Origin of the sequence: Nocardioides iriomotensis, assembly GCF_004168035.1 — a bacterium.
In the GTDB taxonomy this organism is placed as follows: Bacteria; Actinomycetota; Actinomycetes; order Propionibacteriales; family Nocardioidaceae; genus Nocardioides_B; species Nocardioides_B iriomotensis.
In genome coordinates, this window is record NZ_SDPU01000035.1 from 443,658 (window position 1) to 457,459 (window position 13,802).

Annotated in this window: 8 protein-coding genes; 6 read left to right on the forward strand and 2 right to left on the reverse strand. The window is 75.0% G+C overall.

Features of this window, described 5'->3' with window-relative positions:
• Positions 1-97 precede the first annotated feature (97 nt).
• The 3 genes from dacB to ETU37_RS21940 are packed head-to-tail and all read left to right on the forward strand — an operon-like array spanning position 98 to position 3,355.
• Complete coding sequence (dacB, locus tag ETU37_RS21930; RefSeq protein ID WP_240755887.1) at positions 98-1,660, forward strand: D-alanyl-D-alanine carboxypeptidase/D-alanyl-D-alanine endopeptidase; 1,563 nt, start codon at positions 98-100, stop codon at positions 1,658-1,660.
• Between the two features lie 4 nt (positions 1,661-1,664).
• Positions 1,665-2,882, forward strand: a complete 1,218-nt coding sequence (locus ETU37_RS21935) for a threonine synthase (RefSeq protein ID WP_129989452.1) — start codon at positions 1,665-1,667, stop codon at positions 2,880-2,882.
• Complete coding sequence (locus ETU37_RS21940) at positions 2,879-3,355, forward strand: nucleoside deaminase (protein WP_129989453.1); 477 nt, start codon at positions 2,879-2,881, stop codon at positions 3,353-3,355. Before ETU37_RS21935 ends, ETU37_RS21940 begins: the two co-directional genes overlap by 4 nt.
• A gap of 1 nt (position 3,356) precedes the next feature.
• Here the strand turns inward: ETU37_RS21940 and ETU37_RS21945 are convergent, their stop codons facing one another.
• Positions 3,357-4,640, reverse strand: coding sequence for an FUSC family protein (locus tag ETU37_RS21945; RefSeq protein ID WP_165372640.1), 1,284 nt, complete (start codon positions 4,638-4,640; stop codon positions 3,357-3,359).
• Positions 4,641-4,713: 73 nt separating this feature from the next.
• Between ETU37_RS21945 and recC the strand changes: the two genes are divergently transcribed.
• The 3 genes from recC to recD are packed head-to-tail and all read left to right on the forward strand — an operon-like array spanning position 4,714 to position 13,365.
• Positions 4,714-8,157 carry an exodeoxyribonuclease V subunit gamma gene (gene recC / locus ETU37_RS21950; RefSeq protein ID WP_129989455.1) on the forward strand — a complete coding sequence of 1,148 codons (3,444 nt, stop codon included), beginning with the start codon at positions 4,714-4,716 and terminating at the stop codon, positions 8,155-8,157.
• On the forward strand, positions 8,154-11,558 hold the full coding sequence (locus tag ETU37_RS21955; protein WP_165372641.1) for a UvrD-helicase domain-containing protein: 3,405 nt from the start codon (positions 8,154-8,156) through the stop codon (positions 11,556-11,558). Before recC ends, ETU37_RS21955 begins: the two co-directional genes overlap by 4 nt.
• 49 nt (positions 11,559-11,607) lie before the next feature.
• Positions 11,608-13,365, forward strand: coding sequence for an exodeoxyribonuclease V subunit alpha (gene recD / locus ETU37_RS21960; RefSeq protein ID WP_129989456.1), 1,758 nt, complete (start codon positions 11,608-11,610; stop codon positions 13,363-13,365).
• Between the two features lie 20 nt (positions 13,366-13,385).
• On the opposite strand, the gene ETU37_RS21965 is transcribed toward recD, so the two are convergent.
• Positions 13,386-13,793 (reverse strand): hypothetical protein, encoded by a 408-nt coding sequence (locus ETU37_RS21965; protein ID WP_129989457.1) that lies wholly within the window; start codon positions 13,791-13,793, stop codon positions 13,386-13,388.
• Positions 13,794-13,802: the final 9 nt, after the last annotated feature.

Sequence of the window (13,802 nt, forward strand, 5' to 3'; positions counted from 1 at the left end):
CCGTCCGTGGCCCAGGATGGAGCCTCCTCGGGCGCTCGGGCCCGGGCTGACCTTCTCGGGAGATGCCTTGTCCAGGATCAGTGGACTCGTCCTTGCCGTGACGACCGCGGTCACGGCCACCAGCGGCCTCGTCGCCACGAACCTCACCACCGCACCGGCCGCCCAGGTCGCGCAGACGCAGGCGGCCGACCCGGCGCTGACGTTGGCGATCGACACGATCCTCGCCGACCCGCGGTTCACCGGGTCGATGGTGTCGGTCGCGGTGCGCGACGCGAACACCGGCGAGGCGCTCTACGAGCGCAACACGGGCCAGCGGCTCAACCCGGCGTCGAACATGAAGCTGTTCACCTCGGCGGCGGCGATGGACGCGCTCGGGCCGGACCACCGGTTCACGACCGACGTGCTGGCGACGGCTCCGGTGGTGGGCGGCAAGGTGCGGTCGGACCTGTTCCTGCGCGGGGGTGGCGACCCGACGATGCTGGCCGAGGACTACCGCGACCTGGCCGCGCAGCTCAAGGCGGCGGGGGTGCAGCGGGTCGACGGCAACCTCGTGGCCGACGACTCCTACTTCGACGACGTACCCCTGGCGACGGCGTGGAGCTGGGACGACGAGCCCTACTACTACAGCGCGGTCACGTCGGCGCTGACCGTGGCGCCGGACACCGACTACGACTCCGGTACGGCGATCGTGGAGACGAGCCCCGGAAGCCCGGGCGCCAAGCCGACGGTCGCGCTGCAGCCGGCGACCGACGCGGTCACGATCGTCAACAACGCGACGACCGGCGCGGCCGGGTCGGCCAACACGCTGTCGGTCGAGCGGGAGCACGCAAGCGACAAGGTGTTCGTGACCGGCAGCATCCCGGCCGGCGCGAGCATCAACCAGGAGTGGGTGACGGTGCCCGACCCGACGACCTACGCCGCGGACGTCTTCGCCCGCGCCCTCAGGGCCCAGGGGATCACGGTCAGCGGCGCGGTCAGGGAGGGCGCCACCCCGGGCGCTGCGAAGGTGCTCGCCAGCCACGACTCGATGGCGCTGTCGGGGCTGCTCGTCCCGTTCATGAAGCTCTCCAACAACATGCACGCCGAGGCGCTCGTCAAGACCCTGGGCGCGGAGGCGACCGGCACCGGCAGCTGGCAGGCCGGGCTCGCCCAGGTACGTGCGTACGCCCAGGAGAAGGGCGTCGACACGAACGTCATCCGGATCTCCGACGGTTCTGGCCTGAGCCGGTTCGACCTGCTGACCACGGACGCCGTGGCCGACCTGCTGGTCGCGGCGAAGCAGGAGCCCTGGTTCCAGGCCTGGTACGACGCCCTCCCGATCGCCGGTAACGCCGACCGGTTCACCGGCGGCACGCTGCGCAGCCGGATGCGCAACACCGCGGCCACCGACAACCTGCACGGCAAGACGGGGTCGATGACCTCGGTGACGGCGCTGTCCGGCTACGTCTCCAACGCCGACGGCCGCGAGCTGGTGTTCTCGATGATCAGCAACAACTACCTGGCGAGCCCGCGCAGCCAGGAGGACGCGCTCGGCGTCACGCTCGCGCAGTGGAGCGAGGCCGACGGTGCGGCGCCGCCGACGGCGGACTCCCGCAGCCTGCGCCGGAGCACCGACTACGGACCCGCCGACATCGAGTGCTCGTGGGCCAAGGCATGCTGATCGGGTGACTTACTCCTATCTCTCCCACCTGGAGTGCTCGCGGACCGGCGAGCGGTACGACGCGGACGAGGTGCAGGGCGTCAGCAGGGTCGGCGCCCCGCTCCTCGTGCGCTACGACCTCGAGGCCGCCCGCGGGGCCGTCAGCCGCGACGAGGTGGAGCGCCGCCCGCACGACCTGTGGCGCTACCACGAGCTGCTCCCGGTCCGCGACGCTCGGCACGTCACGACGCTGGGGGAGGGGATGACACCGCTGCTGCCGATGACGACGTACGGCAGCCAGGTCGGCATCCCCCACCTGCTGATGAAGGACGAGGGCCTCGTCCCCACCGGCAGCTTCAAGGCACGCGGCGCGGCGGTCGGGGTGTCCCGCGCCCGCGAGCTCGGGGTCAAGGCGGTCGCGATGCCGACCAACGGCAACGCCGGCGCCGCGTGGTCGGTGTATGCCGCCCGCGCCGGGCTCGGCAGCCTGATCGTGATGCCGCAGGACGCCCCGGAGATCACCCGCCGCGAGTGCGTCGTCTCGGGCGCCGAGCTGTACCTCGTCGACGGCCTGATCAACCACGCCGGCGCGCTGGTCAAGGCGGCGGTCGAGCAGCGCACCGGCTACCAGGAGGTCTCCACCCTCAAGGAGCCGTACCGCATCGAGGGCAAGAAGACGATGGGCTACGAGATCGCCGAGCAGCTCGGCTGGCAGGTGCCCGACGTGATCCTCTACCCGGCCGGCGGCGGCGTCGGCCTCATCGGGATCCACAAGGCGATGCTCGAGATGCAGCAGCTCGGCTGGATCGGCGACAAGCTGCCGCGCCTCGTCGCCGTCCAGGCCGAGGGCTGCCGGCCGATCGTCGACGCGTTCGAGCAGGGCAAGGACGAGTCCGAGCTCAAGGACGGCACGCACACGCTCGCGTTCGGGATCAACGTGCCCAAGGCGCTCGGCGACTTCCTGGTCCTCCAGGCCGTCCGCGAGTCGGGCGGTACGGCGGTCGCCGTCACCGACGACGACATCCTGGCCGAGCTCGCCACGCTCGCCGCCGCCGAGGGGTCGTGGGTGTGCCCCGAGGGGGCTGCCTGCTTCGCCGCGGCGCGCCGGCTGCGCGAGGACGGCTGGATCCGCGAGGACGAGCAGGTCGTCGTGCTCAACACCGGCACCGGCCTGAAGTACCCCGAGACCGTCGGCGTCGTCGTCCCGGTCCTCGCCCGCGACGGCCAGGTGCCCGCGCGATGAGCATCACCGAGCAGGATCTCGTACACCTCCGGCGTTGTGTCGAGCTCGCCCGGGAGGGGATCGAGGCCGGCGACGAGCCGTTCGGGTCCGTGCTGGTCGACGCCGACGGCGAGGTGCGCTTCGAGGACCGCAACCGCGTCGCCGGCGGGGACGAGACGCGGCACCCGGAGTTCGAGATCGCCCGCTGGGCCGCCGAGCACCTCACGCCCGACGAGCGCGCGGCCGCGACCGTCTACACCTCCGGCGAGCACTGCCCGATGTGCTCGGCCGCCCACGGCTGGGTCGGCCTCGGCCGCATCGTCTACGTCGCCTCCTCGGCGATGCTGACCGGCTGGCTCACCGAGTGGGGCGTCGCGCCGGGACCGGTCGCGCCGCTGCCCGTCCAGGACGTCGTGCGCGACGCCGTCGTCGACGGCCCGGCCCCCGAGCTCGTCGAGGAGATCAAGGAGCTGCAGCGGCGCCGGTTCGGGTGAGCTACCGGCGGGGCCGACGGCGCCGCGTGGTGGGCAGCACCTGGGTCTCGTCCTCCGGGCCGGGCTCCGGCGCGCCCGGGGGAGCCGGCACCACCGGCGGCCGCAGCGAGGTCGCCGGCAGCGCGAGCCGCACCTGACGCCGCACCCGCTCGTCGAGGTCGAGCTCGCGCAGCGTGCGGCGCACGGTGGACAGCACCGCGGCGTGCAGCTCGAGGAGGTCGCGGCCGATGTCCGCGGCCATCATCTCCTCGAGCCGGGCACGCGCCTCGTGCACGCCGTCGAGGGCCGCCCGCACGACCTCGGCGTCCTCGGGCGACGGCCGCCGGGTCGGGTCCGCGTCGTCACGCACCATCTGGCCGAAGGCGTCGATGCCGCCGGCGAGCTCGCGGAACGTCTCCGCCAGGCCGAGCAGCACGTCCTCGGCCACCTCGTCGTCCAGCCACGGCGCGCCGTACGACGTGTCGGCCAGCGCCCGCAGCATCGCGCGCACCGCCACCGCGGTGTGCTCGAGCGACTCGAGCCCCTGGCGCAGCCCGGGCTCGACCCGGGCGGTGCCGACCGCGCGCACGTTGAGCCGTCGGCCCTCCTCGGCGCGCACCAAGAGCTCGTCGATGCGGGGTACGTCGCGGGTGATGGCGCGGCTCTCGTCGTGCCAGCCCCGCGCCGCCGCGGCGAGGTCGCCCTTGCGCTCGGCCAGCTCGCCGAGCTCGTCGGCAGCCCGGCCGAGCAGCTCGCTGAGGTCGTCCGCGAGTCCGTCGATGGCCGCGCCGGCGTCGCTGCTGACCACCTGGGGCGGGAACAGCAGGTTCGCGACGATCGCGACCGCGGCGCCGACCAGAGTCTCCGCGATGCGCTGGCTCGCGGCGTGCTCGGCCCCGAGCGTTCCGACGCCGAGGACGAGCATGCCGCTGATCGCCACCTCGACGAGGTTCGAGCGAAGCCGGAGCGCCTGGCCCAGCGTGATCGCCACGAAGATGAGCAGCCCGAGCGTCCACCAGGTCAACGGCACCAAGGTGGCGAACACGACCGCGAGCGACACCCCCGACACCACCGCCACCACCCGGTCGAGGCCGCTGGCCAGGAGCGACACCGGCGTCACCTGGACGACGAGCATCGCGGTGAGCGGAGCCAGCAACGGCTGCGTTCCGGGGAAGATCAGGATGGCGACCACGTAGCTGGCCGTCGCCGCCACCGTGATCCGCAGCGACCACAGCAGGGCGGCGCGACCGTCGCGGCGGAGCCGATCGAGCTCCCGCCTCCCGAGGTGTCGCCAGCGGTCCAGCACCGTCCCATCCTTCCGCGCGCAGCCCCGCGCGGCCAACCGCCGTACCGTCGGCGGCCCGTGACATCCTGCGGGCGTGACCCTGCAGATCCATCGCGCCGAGCGGACGGACCTGCTGGCCGACGGGCTGGCGGGCCTCCTCGCCACGCCCCTCGACGACCCGTTCGCCGAGGAGCTCGTGGTCGTGCCGGCCCGCGGCGTCGAGCGCTGGCTGACCCAGCGGCTTTCGCACCGGCTCGGCGTCGGTGAGCGCGGCGGCGACGGCGTCTGCGCGGGCGTCCGCTTCCTCAGCCCGCACTCCCTCGTGGCGCTGCTGCTCGGCAAGGAGCGCGACGACCCGTGGGACCCCGACCGGCTGGTGTGGCCGCTGCTCGAGGTCGTCGACGGCTCCCTCGACGAGCCCTGGTGCCGCACGCTCGCGACCCACCTCGGGCACGGCGTCCCCGGCGACGAGGGCACGCTGCGGCGCAGCCGCCGCTACTCCGTCGCGCGCCGGCTGGCCGGGCTGTTCGCGTCGTACGCCGTGCAACGGCCGCAGGTCGTCACCGACTGGCGCGAGGGACGCGACACCGACGGCGTCGGCCACCCGGTCGAGGACGACCTGGCCTGGCAGCCCGAGCTGTGGCGCCGGCTCGTCGCCCGCGTCGACGCCGCGCCACCCGACGTCCGCCACGCCGAGACGCTCGACCGGCTCCGCGCCGGCGGCGAGGGGCTCGACCTGCCGCCGCGGCTGTCGCTGTTCGGGCACACCCGGCTGCCCCGCACCGAGGTCGAGCTGCTCACCGCCCTGGGCGTGCTGCGCGACGTGCACCTGTGGCTGCCCCAGGTCTCCTCGCGGCTGTGGGACGACCTCGCCCCTGACGCCGGCGGTCCGGTGGCCCGCGCCGACGACCGGTCGATCCTGCGCGTCGGCCACCCCCTGCTCGGGTCGCTCGGCCGCGACGCACGCGAGCTGCAGCGCACCCTGGGCGACACCCCCTCGACCACCACGACCGCGGCGGCGGCCACCACCGGCGCGGCCGGCACCGACCTGCTCGGCTGGCTGCACGACGACCTGCGCGCCAACGCCGAGCCCGACGCCGCCACTCGCACCGCCCGCATCCTCGACCCCGCCGACCGGTCGGTCCAGGTGCACGCCTGCCACGGCGCCGCCCGGCAGGTCGACGTGCTGCGCGAGGTGCTCGTCGGGTTGCTCGAGGACGACCCCACCCTCGAGCCGCGCGACATCCTCGTGATGTGTCCCGACATCGAGGCGTTCGCCCCGCTCGTCCAGGCCGGTTTCGGCCTCGCCGACCTTCCGGGTGAGCGGCCGGGCCACCCCGGTCACCGGCTCCGCCTGCGGCTCGCCGACCGAGCCCTTGCCAGCACCAACCCGCGGCTCGCCGTCGCCGCCACCCTCACCGAGCTCGCCGGCGGCCGCGTCACCGCCACCGAGGTGCTCGACCTCGCGACCGCCGAGCCGGTCCGCCGGCGCTTCGGCTTCAGCGACGACGACGTCGCCCAGCTCGCCGTGTGGGTCGAGCAGGCCGGCATCCGCTGGGGCGTGGACGCCGCCCACCGGCGGACCTACGACCTCGACCTCGCCGACAACACCTGGGCGGCCGGGCTCAGCCGCATCCTGCTCGGCGCCGCCGTCGCCGAGCACGAGGGCGGCGAGCACCGCGTCGTCGGCGACACCCTCCCCGTCGACGGCGTCTCCAGCGGCGGCATCGAGCTGGCCGGCAGCTTCGCGGAGTACGTCGACCGGCTGCGCACCTTCGTCGAGGCCGCCGACGCCGCCACCACCGTCGGCCAGTGGGTCCGCGCCCTGGCCGACGGCGTGCACGGCGTCACCGCGGTCGGCACTCGCGACCTGTGGCAGCAGGCCCAGTTCGACCGCGAGCTCGCCCGGATCGTCGACTCCGCCCGCGGCAGCGACAGCTGCGGTGGCAATGACGCCGCGACCGGCGGGGACGACGGCGACGCCGCCACCGGCCTGCTGCTCGCCGACGTGCGGCAGCTCCTCGCGCACCGGCTCGGGGGCCGGCCGACCCGCGCCAACTTCCGCACCGGCACGCTCACCGTCTGCACGATGGTCCCGATGCGCTCCGTGCCGCACCGGGTGGTCTGCCTGCTCGGCCTCGACGACGGGGTGTTCCCGCGCAGCACCTCGGTCGACGGCGACGACGTCCTGGCCCGGCACCCGATGACGGGGGAGCGCGACGTGCGCAGCGAGGACCGCCAGCTGTTCCTCGACGCGATCATGGCCGCGACCGAGACGCTCGTCGTCACCTACACCGGCGCCAACGAGCACACCGGGGCGGAGCGGCCGCCCGCCGTACCCCTCGGCGAGCTGCTCGACGCCCTCGACACCACGGCGGCCACCGGCGAGGTCTCGACAGGCTCGACCGGCCGCCGGGTCCGCGACCACGTGGTCGTGCACCACCCGCTGCAGCCGTTCGACGCGCGCAACCTCGAGGCCGGTGCGCTGGTGCCCGACCGCGCGTTCAGCTTCGACCGGGCCGCCCTCGACGGGGCCACGGCCGCCCGCCGTCCGCGCGTGGCCGTCACCCGGCTCGTCACCACTCCGCTGCCCGCGGCGCCGAACGTTGACGTCGCCCTCGCCGACCTGCACGCCTTCCTCGCGCACCCCGTGCGCGCGTTCCTGCGCCAGCGGCTCGACGTCACCGCGCCGCTGGAGGCCGACGAGACGCTCGACGCCATCCCGATCACCCTCGACGGCCTGCAGACCTGGTCGATCGGCGACCGCCTCCTCGACCAGGTCCTCGCCGGGGTCAACCCGTTCACGGCCGCCCACGCCGAGCGGCTGCGCGGCGTCGTCCCGCCCGGTCCGCTCGGTGAGCGCACGCTCGTCGACGTCGACGCCAAGCTCCGCCCGATCGTGCGCTCCGCGCTCGGCCTGCGCCAGGGAGAGCCGCGCACGCTCGACGTCGACATCGACCTCGGCGACGGCCGCCGGCTCACCGGCACCGTCGGCAACGTCTGGGGCAACCGCCACGTGACCGTCACCTACTCCCGCCTCGCGGCCAAGCACCGGCTCGCCTCCTGGCTCGACCTGCTCGCCCTCAGCGCCGGGCGCCCCGACGAGAGCTGGACCGCCCACGCCCTCGGCCGGGGCCGCGCCGCGACGACCGTCGCCGAGGCCGGCCCTATCGACCACCGCGCCGAGACCTGGTTGCGCGAGATCGTCGCCCTCTACGACCGCGGCATGCGCGAGCCGCTCCCGCTGCCGGTCAAGACCGCCTGCTCCTGGGCCGAGGAACGCCTCAAGGGTGGCGGCCAGGAGTGGAAGGCGAAGCGCGACTGGGTCACCGACCGGTTCAGCCCCACCGGCATCCCCGGCGAGGACGCCGACCCCGCCCACGTCCAGGTGTACGGCGAGCACGCGCCGTTCGACGTCCTGACCGAGCCGGCGCGCCCCGACGAGGACTGGAGCAACGCGCCGCACAGGCTCGGGCAGTACTCCCTGCGTCTCTGGGGACCGCTCCTCGGCGGCGCCGAGCGGGTGAGCCACCTGTGAGCGACGAGAGCCAGGTGCCCAGCGTCTTCGACATCCGCGACCCGCTGCCCACCGGCACCACCCTGCTGGAGGCCAGCGCCGGCACCGGCAAGACCTGGACCATCGGCGCGCTGGTCACCCGGTTCGTCGCCGAAGGCGAGGCGCGATTGCCGGAGATGCTCGTCGTGACGTTCGGCCGCGCCGCCAGCCAGGAGCTGCGCGAGCGCGTCCGCGCCCAGCTCGTCGAGGCCGAGCGAGCCCTCGCCGACCCGGCGTCCGTGACCGAGCCGAGCGACCTGGTCGAGCTGCTGCTCGACGCCGACGACGCCACCCGCGAGAGCCGCCGGCTGCGGCTGCGCCAGGCGCTCGGCGACTTCGACGGCGCCACGATCGCCACCACCCACCAGTTCTGCCACCTCGTGCTGCGCAGCCTTGGCGTCGCCGGCGACACCGACGCCAACGCCACCCTGGTCGAGGACCTCGAGGACCTGCTCGGGGAGGTCGTCGACGACCTCTACCTCGCCCGCTACGGCGCGCGCGACACCGACCCGCCGTTCGACCACGCCTTCGCCCGCAAGCTGGCGCGCGCGGCGGCCAACGACCCGCAGGCCCGGCTCGAGCCCACGGACGCGCCGCAGGACCACACGGCGGGGGAGCGGGTCGCGTTCGCGTCTGCCGTCCGCGCCGAGCTCGACCGCCGCAAGCGGCGGCTCGGCGTCCTCTCCTACGACGACCTCCTGTCCCAGCTCGCGCACGCCCTCGCCGACGACGACGCCCCCGCGCGGCAGCGGATGCGCCGGCGCTGGAAGGTCGTCCTGGTCGACGAGTTCCAGGACACCGACCCGGTGCAGTGGCAGGTGCTCGACCGCGCGTTCACCGGCCACGCCCGGATGGTGCTGATCGGCGACCCCAAGCAGGCGATCTACGCCTTCCGCGGCGGCGACGTCACGACGTACCTCCAGGCCGCCGCCACCGCCACCACCCACCAGACCCTCGGTCGCAACTGGCGCTCCGACGCCGACCTGATCGCGCCGCTCCAGCTGATGCTCGGCGGTGCCGCGCTCGGCGACGAGCGCATCGTGGTGCGCGACGTCGAGGCCGAGCACCCCGGCACCCGGCTCGCCGGCGCCGGCGCACCGTTCCGGCTGCGGGTCGTGCGCAAGGACGTGCTCGGCGCCCGCAAGGACCTCACCGTCGCGCAGATCCGGCCGCACCTGTACGCCGACGTGGCCCGCGACATCAAGCGGCTGCTCACCTCCGGCGCCACCTTCGACGGCGCCCCGCTGCAGCCCGCCGACGTCGCGGTCATCGCCTATCGCAACAACGACCTGCAGGCCGTCCAGCGTGCCCTCGCCGACGTCGGTGTCCCGGCGGTGGTCGCCGGCAGCGGCAGCGTGTTCGCAACCCCGGCCGCGACCGAGTGGCTGCGCCTGCTCGAGGCGCTGGAGCAGCCGCACCGGTCGTCCCGCGTGCGCAGCGCCGCGCTCACGTCGTTCTTCGGGTACGACGCCGCGACGCTCGACAGCGGCGGCGACGAGCTCACCGACCGGGTCGCCGAGACCGTGCGCGACTGGGGCGAGCTGTTCTCCGCGCGCGGGGTCGCGGCCGTCCTCGAGGCCGCCGTCACGCACGGCCTCACCGCACGGGTGCTCGCCCGGGTCGACGGCGAGCGGCTGCTCACCGACCTGCGTCACGTCGGGCAGTCGCTGCACGAGGCGGCGACCGACGACCGGCTCGGCCTGCTCGCGCTGCTCACCTGGCTGCGCGAGCAGATGGCCGACGACAAGCTCGAGGTCGCCTCCGACCGCACCCGGCGCCTCGACAGCGACGCGGTCGCGGTCCAGCTCGTCACGATCCACGGCAGCAAGGGCCTGGAGTACCCCGTCGTCTACCTCCCGACCCTGTGGGACCGCTACCCGCAGGAGCCCGACGTGCCGCTGTTCCACGCCGACGCCGACGACCCCGAGGCGCCGGGCCGGCGCTGCATCGACGTCGGTGGCAGCGGGCCGCAGTGGTCCGCCAACGTCGCGCGGGCCAAGGCGGAGGACGACGGCGAGTCGCTGCGGCTGCTCTACGTCGCGATGACCCGCGCCCGCTCCCAGGTCGTGGCGTGGTGGGCGCCCGCCCCCAAGAACACCCCGCGGTCGCCGCTCCAGCGGATGCTGTTCGGCCGCCGCCCCGGCGACCTCACCGTCAAGCCGGCGCAGGACCTGCACGACGAGGCCGACGTGGTCCGGATCCTCGACCTGGTCCGCCAGCTCGGCGGCGCCTGCTGGGAGGAGTCGCGGCTCGCCGACCTCCCCGACGCCGACCTCCCCGTCGACACCCGGCCGCTGACCGTGCGCTCGTTCACCCGTGAGGTCGACACCGCGTGGCGGCGCACGTCGTACTCCTCGCTCAGCGCCGCCGCCGCGACCGAGCCCGTGGCCGGCCGCGCGGCCGCCACCAGCGAGCCCGAGGAGCCACCGCGCGACGACGAGCCCGACCTCGCCGTGTCGGTCGCCGACGGGTCCGGCGAGCAACCGGGTGCGGCGCAGGGCGTGCCGTCGCCGATGGCCGACCTGCCGGTGGGCGCGACGTTCGGCTCGCTCGTGCACGCCGTGCTGGAGCATGCCGATCCGGCCGCGCCCGACTGGCGGGCCGAGCTGCGCGCGAGGATCGACGAGCAGTGGGTCTTCTGGCCGGTCGAGCTCGACCGCGACGAGCTGGCCGACGCGCTGGTGGCGGTGTGCGACAGCCCGCTCGGCCCGCTCGCCGGGGAGGCGACGCTGCGGCAGATCGGGCTGGGCGACCGGTTGCGCGAGATGGAGTTCGAGCTGCCGCTGTCGGGCGGCGACGTCCGCGGCTACGCACGCGGATCCGGCGGGTCCCGCGACGCCGTGGTGCTGGGCGACCTGGCGCCGCTGCTGCGCAAGCACCTGCCCGAGGGTGACCCGCTGCTCGGCTACGCCGACGCGCTGGCCGACCCGGCGCTCGGCGGCCAGGACCTGCGCGGCTACCTCACCGGCTCCGTCGACGTCGTGCTGCGCGTGCCGTCGGGTCGGGGCGCCGACGGACACCGCTACCTCGTGGTCGACTACAAGACCAACTGGCTGGGCGGGGTCCCGGGCGAGGCCGGCGACGACGGACCCGTGCTCACCTCCGACGACTACCGGCCGTCGGTGCTCGCGGCCGCGATGGGGCACTCCGACTACCCCCTCCAGGCGCTGCTGTACGCCGTCGTGCTGCACCGGTTCCTGCGCTGGCGGCTGCCCGGCTACGACCCGGCGAGGCACCTCGGCGGCGTGCTGTACCTCTACCTGCGCGGCATGTGCGGACCCGACACCCCGCGGGTCGACGGTCATCCGTGCGGGGTGTTCGCGTGGCAGCCCCCGGCGGCGCTCGTGGAGGCGTTGTCCGACCTGCTGGACGGTGAGGGATGAGCACCCCACCACGCCACTCGCTGCGCTCGCGCCGCGTCGGGGACCCCGCATGACCGACCTCTTCGAGCCGCTCGACACCGCCGACCGGCGGATCGCCCTGTCCGCCGACGGCGTGCTGCGCGCGTTCAACGACGCCGGCGTGCTCGAGGCCGCCGACGTGCACGTCGCCATCCAGGCCGGCCGGCTGACCGGCGAGACCGACGAGCGCGCGCTGCTGGCGGCCGCGCTGGCGGTCCGGGCGGTCCGGCACGGCTCGGTCAGCCTCGACCTGACCGCCCTCGACGACCTGGTGGCCGCGGCGCCCGGCCTGCCGTGGCCCGACGCCGGTGACTGGCCGACGGCGGTCTCGGACTCCCGGCTGGTGGCCGAGGGCGTGCTGCGGTGGGAGCACGACCTGGTGTACCTCGACCGCTACTGGCACCAGGAGCGCCAGCTCGTCGCGGACCTCGACGCGCGCCTGACCCGCCCGGCGCCCACCGTCGACCCCGTCACGCTTGACGCCGGCGTGCAGCGGGTGTTCCCCGGCGAGACCTACGGCGAGCAGCGCACCGCCGCCCGCCGCGCGGCCGCCGCCTGGACGACCGTGCTGACCGGCGGACCGGGCACCGGCAAGACCACCACGGTCGCCGGTCTGCTCGCGCTGCTGGCCGAACAGGCAGCACGCGTGGGACATCCGCGGCTGCGGATCGCGCTCACGGCGCCCACCGGCAAGGCGGCCGCCCGGCTGCAGGAGTCCGTCGCGCGCGAGCTGCGCGCGCTGCCGGCGGAGGACCAGGCGCGGGTCGGCACCGTCCAGGCCGTGACCATGCACCGGCTGCTCGGCACCCGGCGCGACAACGGCACCCGGTTCCGGCACCACCGCGGCAACCGGCTCCCGCACGACGTCGTGGTGGTCGACGAGTCGTCGATGGTGTCCCTGACGATGATGACCCGGCTGGTCGAGGCGGTGCGCCCCGAGGCGCGCCTGGTCCTCGTCGGCGACCCCGACCAGCTAGCGTCGGTCGAGGCCGGCGCCGTGCTGTCCGACCTGGTGGCCGGCCTCGCCGACCGCGACGACAGCCCGGTCGTGCGACTGGCGACGACGCACCGGTTCGGGGCCGAGATCGGCGCCCTGGCCGACGCGCTGCGAGCGGGCGACGCCGATCTGGTGATGGAGCGGCTGCGGGCGGGCGGATCCGGGGTGGAGTACGTCGAGAGTGACGACCCGGCGGCGCACGTCCAGGCGCGCGTGGTCGACGCGGCGCTCGCCGTACGCCGGCACGCCGAGGCGGGCGACGCGACCGAGGCCGTGCGTGCGCTCGACGCCCACCGCCTGCTGTGCGCGCACCGCGACGGGCCCTACGGCGTCGCGCACTGGAACCGCCAGGTCGAGCACTGGCTGGCCGAGGCCACCGGCGACCCGCTGCACGAGCGGATGTACGTCGGCCGGCCGCTGCTGGTGACGGCCAACGACTACGGCCTCGGCGTCTACAACGGCGACGCCGGCGTCGTGGTCCGTTCCGCCGAGGGCACGCGGGCGGTGATCGACGGGGCGCAGGGGCTGGCCGACTTCGCGCCGAGCCGGATGGCCGACGTCGAGACGATGTTCGCGACCACGATCCACAAGAGCCAGGGCAGCCAGGCGCGCGAGGTGACCGTGCTGCTGCCGCCCCCGGAGTCGCGGCTGCTCACGCGCGAGCTCTTCTACACCGCGGTGACTCGGGCGCAGGACACCGTCCGCGTCGTCGGCACCGAGGAGGCCGTGCGCGCCGCCGTCGGGCGACGCGCGCTGCGGGCGAGCGGGCTGCGCCAGCGACTGGGCTCCTGAGCCCGCGCGACCTCAGCCGCTCACGGCCCGTCCGGCGCGTCCGGGACGTCGCGCACCCCGCGTCCGGTCGCCAGGTCGGCCACCACGACCGGAGCCGGTGTGTGCTGGCGCAGCCAGGCGTCGACGTCCTCGGGTGCGGGCACGGGTCCGACGCCGTCGGCCAGGGCGACGTTGAGCACCGCCGCGCCGGTCTCGAGCGCGTGCAGCCCCTCGTGCAACCGCACCGGGTACCCGACCGGCAGGTGGTCCAGCGCCTCGTGGTGCCACAGGGTGGCATCGCCGCCGTCGAGGTACGCGACGACGACGACCTCGCGGCCGAGCACCTCCGCCACGGTGCCCGCCCGCCAGCCCCAGGGCCGGCGGCCGAGCTCGCGCAGGTGCAGGAATTGCACCTGGTGGCCGGGTCCGTAGTGTGCGCAGCGACGCATGGTGACCTC

What these genes read in the sequence shown, in the direction of transcription:
- ETU37_RS21940 (WP_129989453.1), top strand. Translation starts at nt 2,879, where the DNA reads ATGAGCATCACCGAGCAGGATCTCGTACACCTCCGGCGTTGTGTCGAG.
- recD (WP_129989456.1), top strand. Translation starts at nt 11,608, where the DNA reads ATGACCGACCTCTTCGAGCCGCTCGACACCGCCGACCGGCGGATCGCC.
- ETU37_RS21965 (WP_129989457.1), bottom strand. Translation starts at nt 13,793, where the DNA reads ATGCGTCGCTGCGCACACTACGGACCCGGCCACCAGGTGCAATTCCTG.